Genomic DNA, 26,066 nt, shown 5'->3' on the forward strand with positions numbered 1-26,066 from the left:
GTGCTCCGGCGGGGTTTTTCAGGGTCAGGAAGGGTTCAGAACGCGCCCTTGAAGTAGGACTGGAGCGGGGCAACGCCCAGATCGTCTTCCTTGAGCACCGCGATGGCATAGGTCGCCGCACGGGCGCCTGCGATCGTGGTGTAGTGCGGGATTCCCATGGTCAGGGCGCTGCGACGGATTTCGTAGCTGTCCTGTGCGGCCTGACCGCCCTGTGAGGTGTTGATGACCATCTGCACGTCACCCGAGCGGATGGAATCCACGCAGTTCGGACGCCCCTGCATCACCTTGTTCACGCGCTTTACGGGAATATTGGCGTCTTCCAGACGGGACGCCGTGCCGCTGGTGGCGAGGATCGTGAAGCCCATGGCGACCAGTTTGCGGGCCAGTGGCTGGACATGGGCCTTGTCGCTGTCACGGACGGACAGGAACACAGTGCCTGCAAGCGGCAGCGTCACGCCAGCGGCAAGCTGGGACTTGGCAAAGGCGCGCTCGAAGCTGGAATCCAGCCCCATGACTTCACCCGTAGACCGCATTTCCGGGCCGAGGATCGTGTCGGCATTAGCGAAACGGTGGAACGGGAACACTGCTTCCTTAACCGCGACATGCGGAGACACCGCACCGCCATCGAGCTTGAACTCGGTGAGCTTCGCACCCGCCATGACGCGCGCGCCGATCTTCGCAACCGGAACGCCCGTTGCCTTGGCAACGAACGGTACGGTCCGCGAGGCGCGGGGGTTCACTTCGAGAACGAAGACTTCCTGATCCTTGATGGCGTACTGGACGTTCATCAGGCCGCGGATGCCCAGTTCGCGGGCCATGGCTTCGGTCTGCGAGCGCAGTTCCGTCACCAGTGCCGGGGAGAGGGTGTAGGGCGGCAGGGAGCAGGCGGAGTCACCGGAGTGGATGCCGGCTTCCTCGATGTGTTCCATCACGCCTGCGACATAGACGTTCTCGCCGTCGCAGATGCAGTCCACGTCCGCTTCGATGGCATCGTTGAGGTAGTGGTCGAGCAGGACGGGGCCGGTCGAGACTTCCGGGCCTGCAGCGCGCAGGACTTCGTTGAGGTAGCGCTTGAGGCCCGGCTTGTCATAGACGATTTCCATCGCGCGACCGCCCAGAACATAGGACGGGCGGGCGACGACCGGATAGCCGACCTCTTCCGCGATGGCCTCGGCTTCCGCCGGGCTGCGGGCGATGCCGTTGCGGGGCTGGCGCAGGCCGAGCTTGCGCAGCATGGTCTGGAAGCGCTCGCGGTCTTCGGCGCGGTCGATCGCGTCCGCGGGTGTGCCGAGCAGCGGGATGCCAGCGTCTTCGAGGGCACGGGACAGCTTGAGCGGGGTCTGGCCGCCATACTGCACGATGCAGCCCAGAACCTTGCCCCCCTTGGCTTCGGTGCGGATCAGGGCGATCACGTCCTCGGCGGTCAGGGGCTCGAAATACAGGCGGTCCGAGGTGTCATAGTCGGTCGAGACCGTCTCGGGGTTGCAGTTGACCATGACCGTCTCGAAACCGGCTTCGCGCAGGGCGTAGGCGGCGTGGACGCAGCAATAGTCGAACTCGATGCCCTGACCGATACGGTTCGGGCCGCCGCCGAGAATGATGATCTTGTCGCGGTTCGTCGGGCGGCTTTCGCATTCCGGCGTACCGAACCCACCTTCATAGGTGGAGTACAGATAGGGCGTGTCGGAGGCGAATTCGGCGGCGCAGGTGTCGATGCGGCGATAGACCGGCGTGACAGCCAGTTTTTCACGCAGTTCCGCAACAGCCGTGACGCTCTGGCCGGAGAGGCGGGCGAGCTGGACGTCAGAGAAGCCCTGAGCCTTGAGACGGCGCAGGTTGTAGGCGTCCGTGGGCAGGCCGTTCTTTTCGATGTCGCGCTCGGAGGCCACGATGTCTTCGAGCTGGCGGAGGAACCACGGCTCGAACTTGCAGGCTGCGTTGACCTGTTCGACCGACAATCCGGCGCGGAGGGCCTGTGCGGCCATCAGGATGCGCTCGGGGCGCGGCTCGGCCAGAGCGGCGAGATAGGCGTTGTGCGAACCGTCGCCGGGGGCTTCGACCGGGTCAAGGCCGGTGAGGCCCGTTTCCATCGAGCGTAGCCCCTTCTGGATGGCTTCGGCGAAGGAGCGGCCGACCGACATGGCTTCACCGACCGACTTCATGGACGTCGAGAGAAGCGCCGGGGAGCCAGGGAACTTCTCGAAGGTGAAGCGGGGGATTTTGGCGACGACATAGTCGATCGTCGGCTCGAAGGAGGCCGGGGTCGTTTTGGTGATGTCGTTCTTGAGTTCGTCCAGCGTGTAGCCCACAGCCAGCTTGGCGGCGATCTTGGCAATCGGGAAGCCAGTGGCCTTCGAGGCAAGTGCGGAAGAACGCGACACGCGCGGGTTCATCTCGATGACGACCAGACGGCCATCGGCGGGGTTGACGCCGAACTGCACGTTGGAACCGCCGGTCTCGACGCCGATCTTGCGCAGGCACGCGATCGAGGCGTCCCGCATCCGCTGGTATTCTTTGTCGGTCAGCGTCAGGGCGGGGGCGACGGTGATGGAGTCACCGGTATGGACGCCCATCGGGTCGATGTTCTCGATGGAGCAGATGATGATGCAGTTATCCGCGGTGTCGCGGACCACTTCCATCTCGTATTCTTTCCAGCCGAGGACGGATTCTTCGATCAGGACTTCGGTCGTGGGCGAGGCATCGAGGCCACCTGCGACGATCTGGTCGAACTCTTCGCGGTTATAGGCGATGCCGCCGCCAGCGCCGCCCATGGTGAAGGACGGGCGGATGATGGCGGGCAGGCCGACATCGGCCAGGGCCGCGCGGGCTTCTTCGAGCGTATGGGCGATGGTGCTGCGGGGGCTTTCGATCCCGATCTCGTCCATGGCTTCGCGGAACTTCTGGCGATCTTCGGCGCGGTCGATGACTTCCGCGTCCGCGCCGATCAACTCCACGTTGTGCTTTTTGAGGAAGCCGGACTTGTCGAGCGCCATGGCGGCGTTCAGGGCTGTCTGGCCACCCATCGTCGGCAGGACGGCGTCGGGCTTTTCTTTGAGGATGATGCGCTCGACGAATTCCGGGGTGATCGGCTCGATATAAGTCGCATCCGCCAGACCGGGATCAGTCATGATGGTGGCGGGGTTCGAGTTGATCAGAATGACCCGATAGCCTTCCTCACGCAGGGCCTTGCAGGCCTGTGCGCCGGAATAGTCGAATTCGCAGGCCTGTCCGATGACGATCGGGCCAGCGCCGATGATCAGGATGGACGAAATGTCTGTCCGTTTTGGCATGGCTCAGGCTCCTGCTTTAGCGCGACGGTCCATGACCGCGACGAAACGCTCGAAAAGATAGAAACTGTCAGACGGGCCGGGGCTCGCCTCGGGGTGGTACTGGACGGAGAAGGCGTCCTTCGTGGTGGACGCGATGCCTTCGTTGGAGCCGTCGAACAGGCTCACATGCGTCACCTTTACGTCGGCGGGCAGGGATTTTTCGTCCACTGCGAAACCGTGGTTCTGGCTGGTGATTTCCACGCGGCCGGTTTCGACGTCCTTGACTGGCTGGTTGGCGCCGCGATGGCCGCGCTCCAGCTTGTAGGTCTTGCCGCCCAGTGCTTGTGCAAGAAGCTGGTGGCCGAGGCAGATGCCGAAGACGGGCACTTTTGCGTCCAGCACCGTGCGGATGGCGGGGACGGCATAGGTGCCGGTCGCGGCCGGATCGCCGGGGCCGTTGGAGAGGAACACGCCTTCGGGCTTGAGTTCCAGAATCTCTTCGGCCGTGGCCGTGGCGGGCAGGACGGTGACGTCACATCCGGCGGTCACGAGGCAGCGCAGGATGTTGTCCTTGGCGCCGTAATCCATGGCGACAACGCGGCGGCGGTTTTCGGTCCGCGCCGGGCGGGTGGTTTCCCACACACCCTGTGTCCAGACGCGCTTGGGCTGCGTGACGTCTTTGGCAAGGTCCATGCCTTCGAGGCCGGGCCACTGGCGGGCGCGGTTCAGCAGGCTGTCCGTGTCGATGCGGCCGTTTTCCGGGAAGGCGAGAATGGCGGTCTGGGGGCCGTTGTCGCGCAGGGTGCGGGTGATGGCGCGGGTATCGACGCCGCTGATGCCCGCACGGTTGTGCTGCTTCAGCCATGCGGCGAGGGGCTCGTTGGAGCGCCAGCTTGCGGGGGCCGTGATGTCTTCCTTCACGACGGCACCGAGGGCAGCCATTTTCGGGGCCTCGTTGTCATCGGCGTTCGTGCCGACATTGCCGATATGCGGGAAGGTGAAGGTCACGATCTGTCCGGCGAAGGACGGGTCTGTCAGGGTTTCCTGGTAGCCGGTCATGCCGGTGGAGAAGCACAGTTCACCGACGGCGCCTTCCGTATGGGCGCCGAAGCCGCGGCCCCACAGGACTGTCCCGTCTGCAAGGACAAGGGCGGCGTTGGCGCCGGGAGGGCAGGGATTGGACACGTCCGTCTCTCTTTCTTGTTCTTGCGGGGCTTGTTCTTGTGGGGTTTGAGGTGCGGTGAGATCCGCTGTCAGATCCTGAAGGGCGATTCCCGGCACGCGCAGCAGGGCCGGCCAGTGTTTGGTGGGGACCATGCGGGACTGGCGCCATTTGCGCACGGCCTCCAGCCCGACGCCGGCGAGAGCGGCGATTTCGTCCGCGCCTCCGGCTTTTTCAATGATTCTGTCGATGTCCATGGTCGCCCCGTTGCTGGCTGCCGGATAGGCTCTGGAGCCTCTGAATACGGGATCGGAAACGGAATGGGAAGTTTTTTCCCACTGCCCGTTTTGCGTCATCGGAAGGGGTGGGAAGTTTTTTCCGAATGGCTTGTTTTGGAGCCACAGGGCCTGCCGGATTGTTGCAATCCGGCTTTTGTGCGATTTTGCCGCCATTCACGGAATGAGGGACGGCTTCATGCGGGCTGTCCGATAAAGGAGAACGGCGATGTCGCTTCGCAAGCAGATCATGGATGACCTCAAGACGGCGATGAAGGCCGGTCAGTCCGAGACGGTGGCGCAGATCCGCGGGATTACGGCCAAGATCAAGGATCTGGATGTCGCGGCCCGTGCCAAGAGCGCCGAGGTGACGGATACGGACATCATTTCCGCCCTGCGTTCCATGATCAAGTCCCGCACGGAATCCGCCACAATGTATCGCGAGGGTGGCCGTCCGGAACTGGCGGAAAAGGAAGAGGGCGAGATCGCCACGATCAAGTCCTACCTGCCGCCGGAACTTGATGAGTCCGCGCTGAAGGCCGGGATTGCCGAAGCGGTGCAGAAGACCGAAGCGACGGGCATGAAGGACATGGGCAAGGTCATGGCGGCTCTGAAAGAGCGCTTCGGCGCAGATCTGGACCCGGCGAAGGCCAGTGCGTTGGTGAAGGCGCATCTTTCAGCCTGATCGACCGTTCAGAAACCCATGATGCAGAAAGCCGCTCCTTCGGGGGCGGCTTTTTTGTTGGGACGGACGTTTGACAGCGGAGCGTGGAGGTCATCACTCTGATGTCCGGATTTTACGAATGAGGCCAGAATGTCCGCAGGTGGTTCAACGAAGGTCGTTTTCATTGCCCTGGGGGTCAATTTCGGGATTGCCTGTGTGAAGGGGGCCGCTGCGCTGCTGACCGGTTCGGCGGCCATGCTGGCGGAGACGGTTCATTCGTTTGTCGACTGCGGCAACCAGATCCTGCTGCTGGTGGGGATGAAGCGGGCCGCGGCTCCGGCGACCAAAGAGCATCCTCTGGGACATCACCGGGAGCTTTATTTCTGGACGCTGGTTGTGGCGGGCGCGCTGTTTGTCGGCGGTGGTGTCGCGTCCCTGCATGAAGGCTGGGAGAAGGTCTGGCATCCGTCGGCGATGGAGCCTGTTCACATTCTGGGACACGTCCTGCCCGGTTGGTGGCTGAACGTGGCCATTCTCGGGATTTCGGGCAGCATGGAGGGCTATGGTTTTCTGGCGGCCATGAAGTCCATGCCAGCGGGCAAGGGATCTTTGTGGACCATGATCCGGCGCAGTACCGATCCGGGGCTGTTTGTCGTGCTGTTCGAGGACGGGGCGGCGCTGGTCAGTCTGATGATCGCGCTGGTCTTTACGGTTTTGTCCGTTGTGACGGGATGGCATGTTCTGGATGGTGTTGCGTCGCTGCTGATCGGGGTGGTTCTGGTGATCGTGGCGGTGCTGCTGACGAACGAGACGCGCTCTCTGCTGGTCGGGGAGAGCAATCCGGAAATTGACGCCTATGTGCGCAAAGAGGCGATGAAGCTGCCGGGCGTGGTCGGGGTGAATGAGGTTGTAACCGAAACGCGGGGCCCGGGGAGCATTATCGTGCTGCTGTCGCTGGACTGGGAGGATACGCTGACGGCAGGTCAGGTCGAGCAGGGCGTGTCAGCGCTGGAGCGGATGACACGGGCGCGGTATCCGTCGGTCATGCGGATGTATGTCGAGGCACAGGATCATAAGGATGGGGTGCCGGTTCCGATCTGAAACGGGCTTTCTTCAATGGAACCGGGCTTCCGTTGAAGAAAGCCCGGTGTGGTGTGCTTACTGGGGCTGTGCTGGAGCCGTTGCGGCAGGCGCGTTGGTTGCAGGGGCGGTGCCAGTCATCTGGCCGGGCTTTGTGGAGTGTTCCACGTCATAAGCCGTTGCCTTTTCTTCGTAAGAGCCTTTGGCGCCCGGATGTTCCTGATCGTACAGGGCCGCCTTGGCGCGGGCTTCCTTGCGGTAGCGGTGACGCACATACATGCCGGTCACGCAGCCGCCCATGGCACCCAGAACCCCGTGATGGTTGGCGACGTGGCCGCCGACGGCACCGGCGGCACCGTATTTGAGGCATCCGCCTGGTTCTGCCTGTGCTGTCGTAAGCGACGTCGCCAGCAGGCCGGTTGCGGCTGCAAGCATCAGGTATTTTTTCATGAACGCTTCCTATTTTTCAAAGCTGTCGGAAGACCCGGCAGCAGAGAGATGGCTTTAATCATGCCTTAACCTTGTATCCTGAACAACGGGCGGTGCGATGTGACGGATATGGATTTCGATGGAAAGTTTCCTTTAAACAGGAACGCTGGCGCTGTATGCGCTCGGGAAACTTTTCTCCAACGCTCATGAAAGGCTCTTTCTGCCCATGGCAATTGATCCGGCCTTTCTGGATGAATTACGGAACCGGACGCCGCTTCCGTCGCTGATCGGGCGGCGCAACAAGCTGGTGAGGTCCGGGCGGAACTGGAAAACCTGCTGTCCGTTTCACGGCGAAAAAACGCCATCCTTCTATATTTATGACGATCATTTCCATTGCTTTGGCTGCGGTGTGCATGGAGATGCGATTTCTTATGTGATGCAGAGCGAGGGGCGCAGCTTCCCTGAAGCCGTCGAACAGCTTGCTTCCGAAGCCGGGCTTGAAGTTCCGAAAGCGGATCCGCGAACCGAGGCGCGTGCGCGGGAAGCACAATCGCTGGGCGATGTTCTGAATCTCGTGCAGGAGAGCTATCGGCGGCGTTTGTATCGTCCGGATGGGCGCGAGGGGCTGGCCTATCTGCGTGGGCGGGGCCTGACAGATCAGACGATTGAGCGGTTTGGTCTGGGGTGGTCTGGAGACGGGCGGCAGTTGCTGGACGAACTGCGACCACATGGTGTGAACGTTGAGATGCTGATCCGTGCGGGTGTCATGCGGGTGGACGAGCAGGGTGCGCCGAAGGGGGAACTGTTCTTCAACCGTGTGACGTTTCCGATCCGGGACCGGCGCGGGCGGATGATGTCCTTTGGTGCTCGGACGCTGGGAGACGGGCAGCCCAAATATCTCAATGGTCCAGAGACGGCGCTGTTCTCCAAGCGACGGACGCTTTTCAATCTCGATCTGGCGCGGGAAGGCGTGCATCGCGGGGCGGATCTCGTGGTGGTCGAGGGGTATATGGACGTGATTGCCCTCGATCAGGCCGGGTTTGGCGGGGCGGTCGCGCCGCTGGGCACGGCGATGGGCGAGGAGCAGCTTGAACTGCTGTGGCGCATGTCACCCTCGCCAATCCTATGTCTGGATGGCGATGCGGCGGGCGCGCGGGCGGCGCTGCGGGTGTGTGAGGTCTCGCTGCCCCTTCTTTCGCCGGAGCGGACGATCCGCTTCTGTCGGCTGGATGCGAAGGACGATCCGGACAGTCTGATCCGCAGTCGTGGACCGCGGGCCATGCAGGAGGCGCTGGCAGGCGCGACGTCCATGGCGGAGGAACTGTTCGGGCTTCTGACGACGGGGCTGGTCGATCCGGGGCCGGACCAGCGGGCGGCGCTGCGGGAGAAGCTGGTGACGTTATCGAAGCTGATCCCGGACCGCTCTCTGGCGTCGGAATATCGCAGCACCCTGTTGGATATGTTCTTCGAGCGTTTCAGGCGCAAGAAAACTTTCCAGCGCAAGGCCGGAGAGAGTCTGAAGCTGTCTACGCAAGCCCCCGGCGCGATGCGTGATGTGGAGTCGGGCAATGTGGAGCGGCTCAACATCATGACGACGATGCTGCTGCTGCATCCCGATATCCTTCCGGAAGTGGAACAGGCCTATGCGGGGCTTTCTCTCCCGTCGGATCTGGATCGTTTGCGCTCCGCGCTTCTGGACTGGTCCTGTCAGGAAGAGGGGTGCGATGCCCTGACGGAAGAAAGCTGCATGGCGTGGCTTGAAGAGCATGGGCTGGCGGATCTGGCGGGGGCGCTGAAAAGTGGACCGCTGCCGCGCGGTGTGGGGGACGGGAAGGTCCGGGATGAGATCCTGAAGGTGGATGTCATTGAAAGCTGGTGGCATTTTTATGCCTTGGTCAATTTCCAGACTTTCGAGCGCACTCTTGAAGAAGACGTGACCAAAGCTGTTGTGAATGGTGACATGGAGTCTTTTGTGGATGAGACTGGTCAGAGTGGGTTGCGCTTTCCCAGTGCGCTCATGACCCGGCTGCGGGTGCGTGATGCTCTCAAAAGCGGAGAAAGAGTCGGAGAGTGAGCGCCCTGATGTGATGTCGGGCTCAACAACGAAGAAACGGATACGAAACGATTTTTATTCCCGAAAGGTTGCATTCTTTGGGGCTGCAATCTTGACTTCGGGCGAAGGATCGACCACCTGCACGCTGCCGGATTGCTAACTCGCGGCGGAGTTGACGGAGAGACGAATGGCGACGAAAACAGCCTCTGGAACGGATCGGAACGCGCAGGAACAGGAGGGGGATGCCACTCTCCTTGATACGCAGTCCGCTGCCGTCAAGCGGCTGATCGCCAAAGGGCGTGAACGCGGGCATATCACTTTTGATGAACTGAATGCGGTCCTGCCGCAGGACCAGATGTCTTCCGAGCAGATCGAAGACGTCATGGCGGCCCTGTCGGAAATGGGCATTCAGGTTCTTGAAAACGAGGATCAGGACGAAGGCGAAGGGGCTGCCGAGAAGGAAAGCGAAGCCGAGACCGAGGAGGCTGAAGGCCCCCAGGGCGGCAACGTTGATGCCGAGGCCGCCAGCCGCACGGATGATCCGGTCCGGATGTATCTGCGTGAGATGGGTTCGGTCGAACTGTTGTCTCGCGAAGGCGAAATCGCGATCGCCAAGCGGATCGAGGCGGGCCGCGATGAGATGATTGGCGGCCTGTGCGAGAGTCCGTTGACGATTCGCGCCATCATTTCCTGGCATGAACGCCTCAAGGACGGCGAGATGCTTCTGCGCGACATCGTCGATCTGGAGGCCAGTCAGGGCGGTGGTCCCGATCCGGACGCCGTTGAGGGCGAAGAAGGCGATGAGGCGTCCGAAGAGGACGACAAGGCCGAGGACGAGAACGAAGAGGGCGACGGCGAGCAGCAGGAAGGCAGTGGCCTGTCCCTGTCCGCGCTGGAAGAGAAGCTGAAGCCGGAAATTCTGGCCCGTTTCGAAGCCATCGAGCCGCTGTATCACAAGCTGCGCAAGATCCAGATCAAACGTATTGAGGCCTTGACGGGCGGCGAGGATCACTCGGACAAGTCCGAGCAGACCTACGAGAAGTTGCGTCATGAACTGGTCAGTCTGGTTGAGCAGGTGCATCTGCACAACAACCGGATCGAGGAGCTGGTCGCGCAGATCAAAATGCAGGTTCAGAAGCTGAACGGCGTTGAAGGCCGGATGATGCGTCTGGCTGAGAGCTGCAAGATTTCGCGTGATGACTTTCTCATCAAATATCGCAGCCGCGAACTGGACCCGACCTGGCTGGACAGCATTTCCGCGCTGCCTGGCAAGGGCTGGAAAAACCTGACGACCAAGCACATGGACCAGCTGCGCAACCTGCGTGGCGAGATTGCGGCCCTGTCGCATGAAACGGGTCTGCCGGTTGGTGAATTCCGCCGCGTTTATGCGACCGTTTCCCGAGGCGAGCGTGATTCCACGCGTGCCAAGAAGGAAATGATCGAGGCGAACCTGCGTCTGGTGATCTCGATCGCCAAGAAATACACGAACCGCGGCTTGCAGTTCCTGGATCTGATTCAGGAAGGCAATATCGGCCTGATGAAGGCTGTGGACAAGTTCGAGTACCGTCGCGGCTACAAGTTCTCGACCTATGCGACCTGGTGGATCCGTCAGGCGATCACGCGTTCCATCGCGGATCAGGCAAAGACGATCCGTATTCCGGTCCATATGATCGAGACGATCAACAAGTTGGTCCGCACATCGCGTCAGATGCTGCATGAAATCGGGCGCGAGCCAGCTCCGGAAGAGCTGGCTGAGAAGCTGGGCATGCCGCTTGAGAAGGTCCGCAAGGTCCTGAAGATCGCCAAGGAGCCGATCTCGCTCGAGACGCCGATTGGCGATGAGGAAGACAGCCATCTCGGTGATTTCATCGAGGACAAGACGGCCGTTATTCCGTTGGATGCCGCGATCCAGACGAATCTGCGTGAAGCCACGACCCGCGTTCTGGCGTCTCTGACGCCGCGTGAAGAGCGCGTGTTGCGGATGCGCTTCGGTATTGGCATGAACACGGACCACACCCTTGAGGAAGTGGGCCAGCAGTTCAACGTCACGCGTGAGCGTATCCGTCAGATCGAGGCAAAGGCGCTGCGCAAGCTCAAGCATCCGAGCCGTTCGCGCAAGCTGCGCTCCTTCCTCGACGACAACTGAGCCGTCTGAGAGCGCGCGGCAATGTTGCCGGACTGGCTCAGGCCGAAAGGGGCATCCACCCGTCTTGCGGTGGATGTCACTTTTCTGGAGACGTGTTCTTCCCGACCCTCTCCGGTTCTGCCTGAAGAGTTTTCTCTGTCGCGCATGACGGGGGACGAAGCTCTTCCGCTTTATCGTTTCTTGTATTCGACAGTCGGGCAGGAATACTGCTGGTGGATGCGCCGGTCGATGCCGGATGCGGAGCTGGGAGAAATCCTCCACGATCCTGCTGTTCATTTCATGGTTCTGCGTGACAGCAGCGGCGAACCGGCTGGTTTCTATGAGCTGGATCTGCGACAGGGTGGGGATGCCAATCTGGCCTATTTCGGCCTTCTGCCACAAGCGATGGGGCGTGGGCTGGGTCGGGCACTTCTGGACCATGCCATTGCGCGGGCGTTCGGGGCAGGGAGCTGGCGGCTGCGGGTCAATACCTGCACGCTGGACCATCCCAATGCGCTTCCGAATTATCGTCGGGCGGGATTTGCGGTCCGGCATGTCGTGTCTGAAACATGGGACGTTCCGGACGAATATGTGCCGCAAAGACTGAGGCGACTCTGAGTTAAGACTTGCTTTTGGGGGCTGTGCGTGATTAATGCCGCCTTTCCCTGCCGGGCGATGTGGCATCGCGCCGGCTATACCCGCGCCCTGAAACATGGGCCCTGTTTCCGGCATGGGTCGGAGCCAGTTGCGGGTTGACCCAATCCGAAGGGAGTCTTCATGCCATTGTATGAAAGCGTGCTCATTGCACGTAATGATGTGTCGCAGGCTCAGGTGGAAACCCTGGTCGAGACCATCGAAACCCTGCTCACGGACAACGGTGGTTCCATCCAGAAGCGCGAGTTCTGGGGCCTGCGTTCCCTCGCATACCGCATCAAGAAGAACCGCAAGGGCCATTACGTCCTGCTGGGCCTTGACTGCACCCCCGACACGCTGCGCGAAGTTGAGCGTCAGCTCGGCCTGAACGAAGACGTGCTGCGCGTCCTCACGCTGCGCGTCGACGAGATCGACGAGAACCCCTCTCCGGTTCTGGCTCGCAAGAGCGACGACCGTGGCGATCGCGGTAACTTCCGTGGCGGCTCCAAGCCGGCTGGTCGTTTCGAGAGCGGCCGTGGCGGTCCCCGTCGCAGCAGCGAAGACCGTGAAGAATATCGTGCACGCGGTGAGCATGACGATGCTCGCGAGACGGCTGGAGCGGAGTAAGAATCATGTCTGACACCATCACTCCCGATTCAAACGAAGTGAATCCCGCTGCCCGTCGCACGGCAGTTGGCGCACGTCGTCCGTTCTACCGTCGTCGCAAGTCCTGCCCGTTCTCCGGTGCCAATGCCCCGAAGATCGACTACAAGGACGTGCGTCTGCTGAGCCGCTTCCTTTCCGAGCGCGGCAAGATCGTGCCGAGCCGCATCACGGCCGTTTCGGCCAAGAAGCAGCGTGAGCTGGCACAGGCGATCAAGCGCGCCCGCTTCCTCGCCCTGCTCCCCTACGTTGTGAACTGAGGAGAGCATCATGTCCCAGACCGCACTGATCCTGCTGCAGCGGGTCGAGCATCTCGGCCAGATGGGTGACCTGGTGCACGTGAAGCCGGGTTATGCCCGTAACTTCCTGCTGCCCCAGGCCAAGGCCATGCGCGCCACGGTTGCCAACAAGAAGCGTTTCGAGACCGAGCGCGCTCAGCTTGAGGCTCAGAACCTCAAGAAGCGTGAAGAGGCCGAGCGCCTTGCCGAGCGCATGCATGAGCTGTCCGTTGTTGTCATCCGTCAGGCTGGCGACAGTGGCAGCCTGTATGGTTCCGTCAGCACCCGCGACATCGCGGTTGCCGCTACGGATGCCGGCCTGACGATTTCGCGTCAGCAGGTTGTTCTGGCACACCCGATCAAGCAGCTTGGTCTGACGGAAGCACGCGTTGTGCTGCATCCGGAAGTGTCCATTCCGCTGACGGTCAACGTTGCCCGTTCCGCTGAAGAAGCCGAGCGTCAGGCTCGTGGCGAAGAGATCGGCGTGCAGGAAGAGGATGAAAACATCCTTGGTGACTTGCAGGCTGAGAACGCCGCCGAAGAGGCTGCTGCCGAAGCTGCCGAGGCCTCGGAAGAAGCGTAAGGCTTTTACCGCTGATCTTGGTTTTAAAGAACCCGGCCGGGAATATTCCCGAGCCGGGTTTTTTTATGTCCATTTGACTGGCAGGATACAACTAGAGGCCCGCTGAGGCTTTTTCCCGGTATTGGAATCAGGAGATCGGAATGAAGCGAATTCTGGATTTTGTCTTGCGGAAATTCATTCAGACGGGACGCCTGCGGGTCACATTCAGCGATGGTGTTGTCCGGACCTATCGCGGATCAAAGCCGGGACTTGAGGCGGGTCTGCATCTTCGGACCAAGCAGGCCGAGCGGGCTCTGATCGTCAATTCCGGTCTCGCCTTTGGTGAAGAATACATGGCGGGCAGTATCGTGCCCGATGGATGTACGCTTGAAACGCTGTTGACGGTGCTGATGGAGAACATCAACAACCATGGCCATGTCTTCGAAGAAATCGAGGATCGTCTGCGGTACGTCACACGGGCCTGGAAGACACTGAATTCTCTCAAGACGTCCCGAAGCAATGTGGCGCATCACTATGATCTGAACGGCGCGTTGTACGATCTGTTTCTTGATAAGGACCGGCAGTATTCCTGCGCGTATTTCGAGCGTGAGGACATGACGCTGGAGGAGGCGCAGAGTGCCAAGAAGCGCCATATCGCGGCCAAGCTCAATCTGGATCGTCCGGGGTTGGAGGTGCTGGATATCGGCTGTGGCTGGGGCGGAATGGCCCTGACGCTGGCGAAGGATTACGGCGCACGGGTTCTGGGGATCACGCTGTCACGCGAGCAGCTTGCTGTGGCGCGGCAGCGGGCGAAGGATGAAGGGCTCGACGGGCAGGTCCGGTTTGAACTGATTGATTACCGCAACCTGCACCAGCAGTTTGATCGGATTGTTTCGGTGGGCATGTTCGAGCATGTGGGGCCGCCGCAGTTCGAGGCTTTTTTCCAGAAAGTGAAGGCCTGTCTGAAGCCGGATGGCGTGGCGCTGATCCATTCGATTGGACGGATGGACGGGCCGGGAACGACCAATCCCTGGATTCAGAAATATATTTTTCCGGGCGGGTACTCGCCTGCTCTGAGCGAGACACTGGCAGCGATTGAACGGTCAGGTCTGTGGATGACGGATTGTGAGGTGCTGCGTCTGCATTATGCGCGTACGCTGGCGGAATGGCGCAAGCGCTTCGATGCCAACCGTGAGAAGATCCGGGCGCTTTATGACGAGCGCTTTGTCCGGATGTTCGAGTTCTATCTGGTCGGGGCTGAGCTGTCGTTCCGGGTGCAGGGGCACATGAACTTTCAGCTTCAGCTGACCCGGTCGATTGATGCGGTGCCGTTCACGCGCGATTACATGTTAGAGCGTGAACGGGAAAGCGCAGGCTAGTAAGGAGTTTTAGCGGCTGGCGAGATTGAGTTCCGCCAGCCGTGCGAATTCAGCGACCGAGAGGGTTTCGGCGCGGCGGGTGGGCTCGATTTCGGCTTTTTCCAGAAGGCGTTCGCCCCCGATGGATTTCAGCGAGGAGCGCAGCATCTTGCGGCGTTGTCCGAAGGCGGCCGCCGTAACCTGCTCCATGGCGCGGAACAAACGTGGGGAGGGTTGCTCGGCGTGTGGGATGATGACGGCCACTGCGGAATGGACCTTGGGCGGCGGTGAGAAGGCTCCGGGCGGAATGCGCAAGGCGACCGAGCATGTGGCGCACCACTGGGCCAGAACTGCGAGACGCCCGTACGCGGAACTGCCCGGTTCCGCGCAGATCCGCTCGGCGACTTCGAGCTGGAACATCAGGGACAGCCGTTCCCACTGCGACGCCTGTCGCAGCCATCCCACAAGGAGAGGGGTGGCGACGTTATAGGGTAGATTGGCGATAATTTGGCGTGGTGCTGGAGCGAGGGTGGCGGCGTCCAGCTTCAGGGCGTCCTCGCGGACGACATGCAGGCGGTCCGGATAGTAGGTCGCCAGTTCGTCCAGAAGGGGCCAGGCACGTTCGTCGATTTCCACGACATCGACGCGGGCGGCGGGCGTGTCCAGCAAAGCACGGGTCAGGCCGCCGGGACCGGGACCGATTTCAACGACACTGCGCCCGGTCAGGTCGCCGCCAAGGGCGGCGATCCGGGCGCAGATGCCCGGATCAAGAAGGAAGTGCTGGCCGAGGGATTTCTTGGCATCCAGACCATGGATCTGGATGGTATCGCGCAGTGAGGGAAGGGACACGTCAGTTGGTGGCCTTGGCGGCAGGACGCATCTCGATGATGGCGCGGCGCTGAAGATCACGCTGAAGCTGGCGTGAAGCCTGCTCGACATGCTCGTTCATGAGCTGGTCGGCGATTTCGCTCGGGCTCTGTTGTGCCAGATTTTTCTGCTGCCGGTTGCAGACCATGAGCAGGGCGATACCGTCCATCGAGACCAGCGGACGGCTGACCTTGTTCGGCGGCAGCGATTCGAGGACCGACTTCATCTGCGGCATGAGGCGTTCCAGAATCTGAGAACCGGGATTGCCGGGGCGCTTTTCACCCAGAGACTTGTTGAGCGCTTCCATGGCATCGCAGCTATGGATCGTCTGAACGGCGGTCGTGGCTTTTTGCAGAGCTGCACGTTGCTGTTCGGTCGGGTTCTGCGGGTTCAGGGGCGCATCGAACGGGAAAAAGGCCTGTCTCAGATCAAGCTGGGTACCCATCTGTTTGCCGACCACGCGCTTGGCCTGAACGGTGGCGATCACGAAGCCGCCTGCGACCTGAATGGGGTTAGAGATGGCGCCGATCGGCATCTGGCGGACGATGTTGACGACCTGCGGATCGAGGTTGTCTTCCTGCACCCAGCCCATGGAGCCACCGTCGAGAGCAGACTGGGCCTGAGAGAATTGGGCGGCCACGATCGGGAACGGTGCGCCCTCGCGGAGCTGGGAGATGATGGTTTTGGTGAAGGCGAGTTCGGCTTCGTCATGGCGCGGGTCGGCGACGGGGACGAAGATTTCGCTCATGAAATACTGAGGGCGCCCCTGTTCCGCCTGAAGCGCCTGTTCGCGCTGGCTGATCTGGGTTGCTGTGATGCGGCCTTCTTCGCCCAGCTTTTCGCGCAGGACCTGCATCCAGCCGATCTGGACGCGGATCTGGTCGATCAGGGTCGTGAGCGAGACGCCGTCCGAAGCCAGGCGGTTGCGCAGGGCGTTCTTGGGCATCCCGTTGCGCTGCTCGATATTGGCGATGGCACCTGCGATCTGATCCGGCTCCACGTTGATGTGGCGCTTGAGGATTTCCTGCGTTTTCAGGCGTTCGTCGATCAGCTGATGGATGATCTGACCACGCATGCGCCCCATGATTTCCGGGCTGATGGGCAGGCCGGTCGAAAGCACGAAGAGCTTTGCGCGGTTGTCCACGTCACGCTGCGTGAGAACTTGCCCGTTGATGACGGCCAGGATCTGGTCTTCAGGGGGCTTGACCGGGGCTGCGGCCTCTTTGGTGGCGGCAGGTTTCGTGGCCGCCTTGTGGTGTGGAGCGGCCATGGCCGGGAGAGTGGCCGAGAAAGCCAGAAGGACAGCCAGGGCCGTGGATGCGGTGCAATGGGTCTTGGACATGCTCAACCGTTGATTCCGAAGGTGCCGATCGTCTTGAACGTGAAGTTGAAGAGGATGGTCTCGTTACGCTGTTCGCCGCCGATACGGGTGTATTGTTTGATATACATGATATCCAGCCCGAAACAGTCATTGGAATAGCCGATTGTGCCGCCATTGGCGACGAACTGTTTCCGGGACAGGCTGCGACGGAAGAAACCTGACGCATGGTAATTGCGCCAGTGGGTGGAGAAACCGCCTGTCACTTCGCTGGTTTTGACCAGATAAGGGGCGTTGGGGCCGTTTTGGCGGAAATCTGTTGCGTAATAATAATATGGCGTGACGGGAGCATAGACGTAGCCGCCTGTCAGACGGAACATTGGAACACCAGTGCTGATCAGGCCTTCGCCGTAATCGAACTGGTGGGTCCAGGGATTATAGCGACCGCGGGCCGTCACATCGACATACTGGTTCGGGCTGACACGCAGGCGGGCCACCGGGTCAGACAGGTGATGGTCGAGGCCGGAATAGGGCAGGCGGTTGTGGTCGATATGCTGCTGGAAGCTTTCGCCGACGAGCATGTCGATCGCATGGCCGTTCCATGACCAGTTCTGATGGATGCCCACATTGGCGCGCAGGCCACCATCAAGGCGGTCGGTCCCGAGATAGCGGTTAAGGGAAAACAGCGTTGTGTCCGTGAATTCATAGGACAGGCTGTCTTCGTTGGGCAGGTGACGGTTCTGCGAGTTGCCGGTGTTGGGGGCGGCGATGATCTGGGCAATGGGTTCCAGGATCTGCGAGCCATGGCCTTTGGCAAAGCTGCGCAGGAACGGCCAGTTCATCCGCAGGGCGATGGTCGGCTGGACCTGTCCCACGAGATGGTTGCCGCCTGCGTTCATGTAATAGGTCGGCTGCTGGTAGGCCTGCGTGGCGTGATAGACCATCGAATCGATCCGCGCCGTCAGCAGGAACTGCTGGCCAAGTTTGTTGTGGAACGGACGATCCCACTGGATGGCGGCCTGACCACGCTGATCGTTGATGCCGTTCTTTCGGTACAGATTGAAGTCGGTCGTCTGCACACTGAGGCGACCGCCGAACATGTCCGGCTGTCCCTGAAACGCATAGGTCAGTCGCGGGAGAGCCCAGGGCAGATCGGAGTTGCGGATGACGCCCTGGTTCAGGCCCTGATAGGCCTGTCCGTCAAACCGCAGGTAGGAGCCGACGCCGTAACCTTCGAGGAACAGGTTGGAGTTCAGCATTTCCTGACCGTAGCCGGGAACGCGGTAGTCGCGCATGTAATTGGCGGAACTGGCGACGTTGATGTTTGCGCCGAGCTGCCAGTTGCGGTTAAGGGCGAAATTGCCCCGACCGAACACATAACCCTGAATGCCGTATTCGTTTGAGGAACCGACATTGTTGCCGAAGGTGTTTGTGTAGCGGTTCTCGTCATGGGTGTCGTAGGCGACACCACCGGTGACGTCGATGGAACCGAAGTTGAGGCGGTTGCGGTACTGTGCGGTCAGTTCCGGGCCGGTCTTGGTGGAGACGAGGCCACGGACCGTCAGATCCTGCTGTTCGTCGATCGCCCAGAAATAGGGGAGTGTGAAATAGGTGCCGAGATAGCGGTCATGCGGGCTGATGCCCGGCATCAGGAAGCCGCTTTGACGTTTCACGGACGGATCGGTCATGGAGAAGAACGGGAAATAGAAGACTGGCAGACCGAGCATTTTAAGCCAGGCATGATCGAATTCGAGCCGCTTGTGCTGTACGTCCTGCGTCGCGTCGAAAGCCTGAAACTGCCAGAACGGCGGTAGGTCTGGGTTCTTCTCGCAGATCTTGCAGGCCGTGTAGACGGCATGCGTCAGGTCGTTGAGCATCCCGTTCGTACGGCGCATGCCGTTGCCGGCCAGCTTGGCGTTGTCTTCCATGCGGATATAGATGCCGCTGCCGATGCCATCGTGCATGCCGTGGCTGAACTCGACATAATCGGCATAGGTCGTGCTGCCGTCGGGTTCCACGACCGCAACATGGCCCATTGCCGACAGGATGCCGGTGCTGCGGTCATAGGTCACGCGGTCCGCGCGCAGGGCGTGATCGCCCTGCCAGACGCGGACATTGCCGTCCCATGTGATCAGGCCGTTCTTCGCATAGCTTTCGCTATCGGCGAGATAGGTCAGGGGATCGGTCTGGGACGTGGGCTTTCCGATGACGATGACATGGGAGTTGTCGCGCTGCATCGTGTTTGCAGACATTTTCTGCGGCGCCACGAGCGCGGTTCCAGCCATCAGTGTGGCACCGACGAACGAAGCGCGTCTGCGGGCGCGTGCTGGGAGCCACAGGGGCACCGTCATCAACCATCCTCCATGTGCAGTAAAAGCGCCACGGCGAGGCAGAGCCCCGCACCCGTCGGCGCCCATGCCGCAAGAACCGGTGGCAAAGCACCGGATTCACCAAACTGTTCGGCCACTTTCGAGATGGTGAACAGCGCAAAGCCTGCGGCAATTCCCGATCCCAGCATCCGGGCTACGCCGCCGCGTCGTGTCGGACGCATCGAGAAGCCTGCGGATACCAATGCCATGGTCCCGGCCAGAATGGGAAGGGCCAGCAGCGACTGGAAATGAAGTCTGTGCCGGATCGAGGGGAATCCCGAGCGTTCCAGAAGGCTGATGAACCCCGGAAGTGCGAAGACTGACAGCGTGTCGGGGGAGGCAAAACTTTCCTGCACACGACCGACTGTCAGGTCGGATGGCAGGGTCATGTCGCCGATTTTCTGGGGTAGGTGATCGGGGTGCAGCACAGAGGTGTCGTGCAGGAGCCACTGATGATCGCCTAGACTGCCATTGGGGGATTCGACACGCAGGATCAGACGGTCCCGGTCATCGAGGCGGAAGATTGAAACGCCGGAAACGTTCAGTGCGCCGTTGACGAGATGAACATCCTGCGCGTGCAGGATCGCAACGCCGTGGGGGACCAGTCCGTCATCAGACTGTCTGAGCCACAAAGCGCCTCCGTTGAGCGTCAGGGGGCCTCCGCCGGTGCGGAGATAGGTCTGATCCAGCATTTCGGCGCTGCGGAACATGCTCGACGACAGGGCGGAAATACCGGTTGTGGTCAGCAGGCCTGTCAGAATCGCGCAGGCCAGCGGGCTGGCGAGGAATTGCCAGGCGGAAATGCCTGCGGCGCGGGCGACGATGAGTTCGGACGAGCGGGTCAGGCGCGAAAAACAGACGATCCCGCCCAGAAGGATGCCGAAGGGCAGGACGTAGATGATGTAGTACGGCACATGCAGCGCTGCGATCTTGACGACGAGGCTGGCCGGAACATTTGGCCGCGTGGCTGCGCGTCGTAGCAGGTCGATGAAATCGAACAGTGAGACCAGGCCGGTCAGAGCCAGCACCATGGACAGGGTGCTGAGCATGAACTGACGGGCAATATAGATGGCAAGCGTTGTCGAGAAACCGGCGTGGTCGTCTCGGGTACTGAAGGCCTGAAACAGTGAGGTCAGCCATGAGCCCAGTCTCGGGGAGGCGATACTTCTCATCTTGAGGCCTCCGGCGAGGGTGTCATGGGAACGGGTTGCTTCACGCTTCCGGTCCATTGTTCGAGGAACAGCAGGACGGCGCAAACGACTGCGGGCAGGAGGGCTTCGAGCCAGATGAGCGGGACCAGCGCAAGATGCCGTCCGGCGAGGTTCTGGAGCATGAGCGAGAGGGCCAGCAGCCCGACGACGGTGAGGATTGCCGTCAGGGGGCGGGTGATGTTGCCATGACGGGAGAAGGCACCGCGCAGCACTGTTACCAGCCCGATCATGGCAAAGGACAGAGCGGTCAGGGGAGAGGTGAGCCGTCGCCAGCCCACCACGATGTTCTTGCCGCGATCGCGTTCGGACACTTCATGAGGGTCGGGATGGAACAGTTCGTGGAGCGACATCTCGTCCGGGTCGCGGTCTTCGTGGCTGTTCCGGCGCCCTGAGGTCAGGTCAATGGTGTTGCGCCCGAAGGTCAGGACGTTCAGCCGCCCGGTATGGCGGTCGATTTCCTCGCGCGAGCCATCATAGAGAACGACGCGGGGCTGGTCGTTCACCACGACCATGGTGCCGCGCTCGGCGAGGATCGTGGTGTGGGAATCGGGGTTGCGGTCGTCTTCCACCAGAACGCCATGAAGCTGGCCGTCACTGGTCCGTCCGCGGACATAGACTGTCATGTCACCCGAAAGGCTGGTGAAGACGCCGTCCTGAAGTAGGAAGGCTGCCATGCGGTTGCGGATCTGGAATTCGTAGCGGTGAAACGCATGATAGGACACGGGCGCGAGCCACAGGGTCAGAACATAACATAGCGCCACGGAGAAAAACGCGCAGAGCAGCCCCGGTCTGGCCAGTTCCAGCGGAGAACGCCCGGCGGCGCGCATGACGGTAAGTTCCCGGTCTCCGACCATGCGCTGATAGGTGAACAGCACGACGAGGAATGTCGTGATGGGAAGAATGACGGCAATGAAAGTCGGGAGCATCAGCGAGGTAAGCTGGATGAACACGCGCAGGGACAGGCCGTGCTGAACCACCATCGAGACGAAATGCAGCGACTGGGTCAGCCAGATCAGGGCTGTTGCACCTCCGGTCAGCGCCAGCAGGGCGATGAGGAGCTGACGGAGGATGTAGCGGTCGAGCAGAGGCAAGATCTGCCGCCCGGAAGTACCGGAGGATGAGGCCATGGTCCTTCATCTATCCCTAGCGCGTGGCGGGAGGAAGGCGAAAAAACGAAACAGTTTTTATCGCAGATAGGTCGCCCGGTCGATGACTGTCCTTGTCGTTGTCAGGCTGTGGTAGAATTGGGTCCCGGCGATACCGACCAGAAGACCTGCACCCGCTGCGAAGGTAATGGCAATATAGCGCCAGGGTTTCTGCATCCGGAATGTGGCCACTTCCACCTGAAGCAGGCCCATGTCCATCTGGCACCGCCCGAGCCGCAACTGGGCGGTGCGGGTATCGGTCTCGCTCTGGCTAAGGCGGTGTTCCAGATCCTGAACGCGCTCGCGCAGGCCTCTTTCCCGCGTTGCAGTGTCTCGCTGGGGGACAGTGCCGATGCGCGTGATGAACAGGTTTTTCAGCGCGCCGCCGGTGACGCCATCGCGGCGGGCCATCTGTCGGATGCGTTCCAGCGCCGTGGCGGCATGGCCGGGCTGTTCGTCCAGCACGAGCGCCAGAATGTCGGACAGGATCTTGATTTCCCGCGGGTCGATGTCTTTGGAATCAGGCGCACGGGCCATGTTCAGGACGGTGCCATGGTATCTGCGTGGGTATCAGTGCGGGGTTCGGCCGCGCGGCGCAGGCGATCACGGATCGCGAGGCCCAGCCCGTGACGGGGGATTGTCTGGGCCGCAATGGTTTTCAGGCCGCGCCGTGTGCCTTCGGCATCCAGAAAGCGCAGTCCGGCGAAGAGGCGGGCCGCTGCTTCTTCAAGATTGCCGCTTTCGCTCAGGTTCCATGTCAGGCCCGCGCCGGGGAATGGTCGGCCGAAAGCAAGCTGGGCTTCGTCGGGCGCAATCGAGGTCACGTCCAGCCTGACGGGCAGGCTGGGGGCGTAATGCGAGGCCAGTCTGCCGGGGGAGGCGGGTGCGATTTCAGCGAAATCGTCCGGATGGCGGATCGGGCCGCAGAGATCGTTCAGCTCTTCGAGCGTGACCCCGCCCGGACGCAGAAGGACTGGCACGTTCCGGGTCAGGTCCAGAACCGTGCTTTCCACGCCGATCGAACAGGGGCCGGAATCCAGAACCGCGTCGATCCGGCCGTCCAGCGAGCGCAGGACGTGGAACGCATCGGAGGGACTGACGGTGCCCGAGACATTGGCGGACGGTGCGGCAACCGGCGCACCGACTTCGCGCAGGAGGGCCAGTGCCGTTCGTCCGCGGGGGACGCGCAGGGCGAGGGTGGAGAGCCCGGCGGCGGCGAGGTCCGAGACGGTCGAGTCCGGAGAGCGGGGGAGCACCATTGTCAGCGGGCCGGGCCAGAACCGCTCGGCCAGCGTATGGGCGATTTCTTTCATCCTGCCGCTGAGGGAGGCCTGTGCGAAGGCGCTTTCGGCATCGGGGAGATGGCTGATGAGCGGGTTGAAACGCGGGCGCCCTTTGGCGGCGAAAATCCGGGCGACGGCGGTGTCGGACGAGGCGATGGCCCCAAGGCCGTAGACGGTCTCGGTACCGAAGGCGACCAGCTTTCCGGCTTTCAGAAGCTCCGCCGCGCGGCGGATGCCCTCGGGCGTGGCTGTCAGGCGTTCGGTATACGGCGTGTCGCTCAAGATGCACCTCCCGTGCAGTAAAAGGACGAATTCAGTCGGCCCGGCTTTCCATAACGCAGGGGCTGTCCGTCCGCGTCCAGCAAAGCGCCGCCTGCCGCTTCGAGAATGGCCTGCGGGGCGGCGGTGTCCCATTCCATGGTGGGGCCAAAGCGGGGGTAGAAATCCGCTGATCCTTCTGCGACGCGCATGAACTTGACGGACGAAGAGAGTTTGTCGATGGACGCGACTTTTCGTCCTGCCAGCCAGCGGTCCAGCAGTTCCGGGTCGCCATGATGGCTGGAGGCCAGCACGCGCAGGCCTTCGACAGACGGGGTAGCGGTCTGGATCGGGGTGTTGTGGGTGCCGTCCCAGCGATACGCCCCCAAGCCCTGACCACCGCTATAGATCAGTCCGTAACCGGGAAGCGCCACAACGCCCAGAACCGGACGATCATGGCGGACGAGGCCGATATTGACCGTAAAATCCCTGCCACCCGACGCAAAGCCCCGCGTGCCGTCCAGCGGATCGACCAGCCAGTAGGCGTCTCCTGCGGTGACCCGGATCCCGGCAGACATTTCTTCCTCACCGATTGCGGGAATGGACGGGCAGGCCGCGCGCAGGCCCGACAGGATATGATGTTCGGAGGCGTGGTCCGCTTCCGTGACGGGGGAAGCATCGTCCTTGATATCCGTGCGAAAGCCGCGTTCGCGGATGGCGTTGATGATGTCTGAGGCTTCGGAAGCGAGCCTGAATGCCAGATCCAGCAGGGCGCGGTCATCGTTTGCGGGGACGATAAAGGGGGAAGCGGAAGTCATTCTGCCAGACTACTCCAAGATGGCTTTTGCGTCATGTGTTGATGCGGATGGTGTCACTGCGGACAGGTCGGCACGGGCTCCTGAGGGCCGTTCCATGTTGCGAACGGGATTTTTGTCGCGGCGCTGAGGGCGATGCGGCGCATGGAAGGTCTTTCTCGGGGGAGGGCTTGTATGCCGGGGCGGTGTTTCCGATAACGGAGCTGACGATTTCATGTTCCAGACGACAGGGCCATCATGCTTTCAGTGATTTTCGATTCCCTTCCTGCTTTTTCCGTGGATGCGTCCAAGGCGGTCGTGCTGCTGTGCGAGACTGCGGGTGGCGAGACGTTCTCGGCGCTGGACAAGGCGACGGCGGGGGCAGTGTCGCGCGCTGTTGCCCTGAAGGGGTTCAAAGGAGAGGCCGGGCAGAGCGTGGTGCTGCCCGCTCCGGCTGAAGGGCTGTCGCAGATCGTTCTCGCCGGGGTGACGCCGAAGGGCGGCGCGGCTGTGGATGCCGTGGCTGTCGAGAATGCCGCGGGTCGGGCGGTGCGGCTGCTGGATGGCGTTGAAAGCGCGGTTCTGGTCGTGTCCGGGGCACTGGAGCAGTTTGCTCCGGAAGCGGGGCTGGGCGCGCGTCTGGCGTCTTATGATTTCGATCTGTATCGCAGCAAGAAGCCCGGTGCGCGACCGGTTCTGAAGTCGCTGACTGTTGCAGTGTCGGACGTGGCAGCGGCTCAGGCACGCTGGACGGCTCTGGATGCGGTGTCCCAAGGTGTGATCCTGACGCGAAACCTCGTGAGTGAGCCGCCGAATGTGCTTTATCCTCAGAGCTTTACGCAGCGGATCGAAGACCTGCGTGAGCTTGGCCTGACGGTTGAAGTTCTTGACGAAAAAGCCATGACGGAGCTTGGGTTCGGTGCGCTTTTGGGGGTGGCGCAGGGCAGCGTTCACAAGCCTCGGACGGTGATTGTTCGTCATGAGGGCGGTGGCAGCGAGGCACCTCTGGCGTTCATCGGCAAGGGTGTCACGTTCGATAGTGGTGGCATCTCCATCAAGCCTGCGGCTGGCATGGACGAGATGAAGACCGATATGGGCGGGGCCGCGACCGTGATTGGTCTCATGAGTGCGTTGGCCCGTCGTAAGGCGCCGGTTAATGCGATCGGTGTGGTTGGGCTTGTTGAGAACATGGTGTCGGGCGGGGCGCAGCGTCCGGGCGATATCGTGCGGGCTTATGACGGACAGACGATCGAAGTCCTCAATACCGATGCGGAAGGGCGTCTCGTTCTGGCGGATGTGCTGTCTTATACCCGCAAGCGGTTCAGCCCGAAGCTCATGGTTAATCTCGCCACGCTGACGGGTGCGATCGTGGTCAGTCTTGGGTATGAAAACGCCGGTCTGTTCAGCAACAGCGATGCGCTGGCCAAGGGGCTTTCGGAAGCCGGAGCGCATGTGGGTGAAGGCCTGTGGCGGATGCCGATGGGCGAGGCCTATAACCGTGAAATCGATTCCGATATTGCCGATATGAAGAATATCGGCGGACGTCCGGGCAGCGCGATCCTTGCGGCTGAGTTCCTCAAGCGCTTCGTGGGCGACACGGACTGGGCGCATCTCGATATTGCCGGAACAGCCTGGAAGACCAAGGCGTCTGCCATTGCGCCGAAGGGTGCAACAGGTTTTGGCGTGCGGCTGCTGGACCGTTTTGTGAAGGCGCATGAAGCCAGCGCCTGAGGGGCAATCACGCTGTGGATGTCGGGTTCTATCATCTGACGCGCACGCCGCTTGAAGAAGCGCTTCCGGCCCTTCTGGGCCGGACGCTGGATGCGGGAGAGCGCGCGCTCGTGCGCTGTCCGGATGTGGCGGCGGTTATGGCGCTGGATACGGCGCTCTGGGCGTGCCGGGACCCGGTCTGGCTTCCGCATGGGAGCGCAAAGAGTGGTCATGCGGCCCGGCAGCCGATCTGGCTGACGGAAGGCGAAGACGTGCCGAACGGGGCGCGTTTCTTGTTTCGGGTTGATGGTGCGGGGGAGGATGATTTCGCGCCATTTACCCGGATTTTCGATCTGTTTGATGGTGGAAATCCGCAATCCGTGCAGCGGGCAAGAGATCGCTGGGTGGCGATGAAATCTTCAGGTCACAATCTCGTGTATTGGAAACAGGAAGAGCGGGGCTGGAAAAAGGCGGGGTAAGGTTTCAAAGTATGTCTGAAGCCATTGATGGAAGACGCTCGATAATGGGGGCGTCTTTCATGTCACTGGAGAGGACGCCTG

At 61.6% G+C, this 26,066-nt stretch carries 22 protein-coding genes; 11 read left to right on the forward strand and 11 right to left on the reverse strand.

All coding sequences use genetic code 11. The annotated features are described in order from the left end of the window. Positions 1 to 35: 35 nt before the first annotated feature. A complete protein-coding gene (gene carB, locus JK208_RS08470) occupies positions 36 to 3,290 on the reverse strand; it encodes a carbamoyl-phosphate synthase large subunit (protein ID WP_211575472.1) in 3,255 nt (1,084 codons plus the stop codon). 3 nt (positions 3,291 to 3,293) lie between these two features. Continuing rightward, positions 3,294 to 4,688, reverse strand: coding sequence for a glutamine-hydrolyzing carbamoyl-phosphate synthase small subunit (gene carA / locus JK208_RS08475; RefSeq protein ID WP_211575475.1), 1,395 nt, complete (start codon positions 4,686 to 4,688; stop codon positions 3,294 to 3,296). Between the two features lie 247 nt (positions 4,689 to 4,935). Between carA and JK208_RS08480 the strand changes: the two genes are divergently transcribed. Both JK208_RS08480 and JK208_RS08485 read left to right on the forward strand, forming a co-directional pair. Next, entirely contained in the window at positions 4,936 to 5,391 is a 456-nt protein-coding gene (locus JK208_RS08480) for a GatB/YqeY domain-containing protein (RefSeq protein WP_194262332.1), read from the forward strand. 129 nt (positions 5,392 to 5,520) lie between these two features. Further along, complete coding sequence (locus JK208_RS08485; RefSeq protein ID WP_211575478.1) at positions 5,521 to 6,471, forward strand: cation diffusion facilitator family transporter; 951 nt, start codon at positions 5,521 to 5,523, stop codon at positions 6,469 to 6,471. Between the two features lie 57 nt (positions 6,472 to 6,528). Here the strand turns inward: JK208_RS08485 and JK208_RS08490 are convergent, their stop codons facing one another. Further along, a complete protein-coding gene (locus JK208_RS08490; protein WP_211575481.1) occupies positions 6,529 to 6,900 on the reverse strand; it encodes a hypothetical protein in 372 nt (123 codons plus the stop codon). 205 nt (positions 6,901 to 7,105) lie between these two features. Between JK208_RS08490 and dnaG the strand changes: the two genes are divergently transcribed. The 7 genes from dnaG (at position 7,106) to JK208_RS08525 (ending at position 14,572) form a co-directional block, all read left to right on the forward strand. After that, positions 7,106 to 8,953: a DNA primase gene (gene dnaG, locus JK208_RS08495; protein WP_211575484.1), complete on the forward strand. Its 1,848-nt coding sequence runs from the start codon at positions 7,106 to 7,108 to the stop codon at positions 8,951 to 8,953. Positions 8,954 to 9,119: 166 nt separating this feature from the next. Continuing rightward, the gene (rpoD, locus tag JK208_RS08500) at positions 9,120 to 11,078 is read left to right on the forward strand and encodes an RNA polymerase sigma factor RpoD (protein ID WP_194262336.1); all 1,959 of its coding nucleotides are present in this window, start codon (positions 9,120 to 9,122) and stop codon (positions 11,076 to 11,078) included. A gap of 21 nt (positions 11,079 to 11,099) precedes the next feature. After that, entirely contained in the window at positions 11,100 to 11,675 is a 576-nt protein-coding gene (locus JK208_RS08505; protein WP_211575490.1) for a GNAT family N-acetyltransferase, read from the forward strand. 159 nt (positions 11,676 to 11,834) lie between these two features. After that, complete coding sequence (gene rpsF / locus JK208_RS08510) at positions 11,835 to 12,317, forward strand: 30S ribosomal protein S6 (protein WP_194262338.1); 483 nt, start codon at positions 11,835 to 11,837, stop codon at positions 12,315 to 12,317. A gap of 5 nt (positions 12,318 to 12,322) precedes the next feature. Then, positions 12,323 to 12,613 (forward strand): 30S ribosomal protein S18, encoded by a 291-nt coding sequence (gene rpsR / locus JK208_RS08515; RefSeq protein ID WP_194262339.1) that lies wholly within the window; start codon positions 12,323 to 12,325, stop codon positions 12,611 to 12,613. 10 nt (positions 12,614 to 12,623) lie between these two features. Next, positions 12,624 to 13,214 (forward strand): 50S ribosomal protein L9, encoded by a 591-nt coding sequence (rplI, locus tag JK208_RS08520; RefSeq protein WP_099286870.1) that lies wholly within the window; start codon positions 12,624 to 12,626, stop codon positions 13,212 to 13,214. Between the two features lie 140 nt (positions 13,215 to 13,354). Beyond that, positions 13,355 to 14,572 (forward strand): cyclopropane-fatty-acyl-phospholipid synthase family protein, encoded by a 1,218-nt coding sequence (locus tag JK208_RS08525; RefSeq protein ID WP_211575491.1) that lies wholly within the window; start codon positions 13,355 to 13,357, stop codon positions 14,570 to 14,572. A 9-nt stretch (positions 14,573 to 14,581) separates the two neighbouring features. Here the strand turns inward: JK208_RS08525 and rsmA are convergent, their stop codons facing one another. The 8 genes from rsmA to JK208_RS08565 are packed head-to-tail and all read right to left on the reverse strand — an operon-like array spanning position 14,582 to position 23,820. Then, a complete protein-coding gene (gene rsmA, locus JK208_RS08530; RefSeq protein ID WP_211575493.1) occupies positions 14,582 to 15,400 on the reverse strand; it encodes a 16S rRNA (adenine(1518)-N(6)/adenine(1519)-N(6))-dimethyltransferase RsmA in 819 nt (272 codons plus the stop codon). Position 15,401: 1 nt separating this feature from the next. Continuing rightward, the gene (locus tag JK208_RS08535; protein ID WP_194262342.1) at positions 15,402 to 16,760 is read right to left on the reverse strand and encodes a peptidylprolyl isomerase; all 1,359 of its coding nucleotides are present in this window, start codon (positions 16,758 to 16,760) and stop codon (positions 15,402 to 15,404) included. Positions 16,761 to 16,762: 2 nt separating this feature from the next. Then, positions 16,763 to 19,087, reverse strand: a complete 2,325-nt coding sequence (locus JK208_RS08540; protein ID WP_408872104.1) for an LPS-assembly protein LptD — start codon at positions 19,085 to 19,087, stop codon at positions 16,763 to 16,765. Then, a complete protein-coding gene (gene lptG / locus JK208_RS08545; protein WP_211575500.1) occupies positions 19,087 to 20,277 on the reverse strand; it encodes an LPS export ABC transporter permease LptG in 1,191 nt (396 codons plus the stop codon). The genes JK208_RS08540 and lptG overlap by 1 nt, the downstream gene beginning before the upstream one ends. Beyond that, positions 20,274 to 21,443 (reverse strand): LPS export ABC transporter permease LptF, encoded by a 1,170-nt coding sequence (lptF, locus tag JK208_RS08550; protein ID WP_211575510.1) that lies wholly within the window; start codon positions 21,441 to 21,443, stop codon positions 20,274 to 20,276. Before lptF ends, lptG begins: the two co-directional genes overlap by 4 nt. Positions 21,444 to 21,500: 57 nt before the next feature. Continuing rightward, positions 21,501 to 21,998: a hypothetical protein gene (locus tag JK208_RS08555; protein ID WP_211575513.1), complete on the reverse strand. Its 498-nt coding sequence runs from the start codon at positions 21,996 to 21,998 to the stop codon at positions 21,501 to 21,503. Positions 21,999 to 22,000: 2 nt separating this feature from the next. Next, positions 22,001 to 23,026 carry an L-threonylcarbamoyladenylate synthase gene (locus JK208_RS08560; RefSeq protein WP_194262346.1) on the reverse strand — a complete coding sequence of 342 codons (1,026 nt, stop codon included), beginning with the start codon at positions 23,024 to 23,026 and terminating at the stop codon, positions 22,001 to 22,003. After that, entirely contained in the window at positions 23,023 to 23,820 is a 798-nt protein-coding gene (locus JK208_RS08565) for a 3'(2'),5'-bisphosphate nucleotidase CysQ (protein WP_211575516.1), read from the reverse strand. Before JK208_RS08565 ends, JK208_RS08560 begins: the two co-directional genes overlap by 4 nt. 234 nt (positions 23,821 to 24,054) lie before the next feature. Here JK208_RS08565 and JK208_RS08570 point away from each other — a divergent pair, with 234 nt between their 5' ends. Next, entirely contained in the window at positions 24,055 to 25,527 is a 1,473-nt protein-coding gene (locus JK208_RS08570; RefSeq protein ID WP_211575521.1) for a leucyl aminopeptidase, read from the forward strand. A 14-nt stretch (positions 25,528 to 25,541) separates the two neighbouring features. Further along, positions 25,542 to 25,985 carry a DNA polymerase III subunit chi gene (locus JK208_RS08575; protein WP_211575522.1) on the forward strand — a complete coding sequence of 148 codons (444 nt, stop codon included), beginning with the start codon at positions 25,542 to 25,544 and terminating at the stop codon, positions 25,983 to 25,985. Positions 25,986 to 26,066: the final 81 nt, after the last annotated feature.

It is taken from the genome of Gluconobacter sp. Dm-74 (assembly GCF_018256135.1).
Lineage (GTDB): Bacteria > Pseudomonadota > Alphaproteobacteria > Acetobacterales > Acetobacteraceae > Gluconobacter > Gluconobacter cadivus.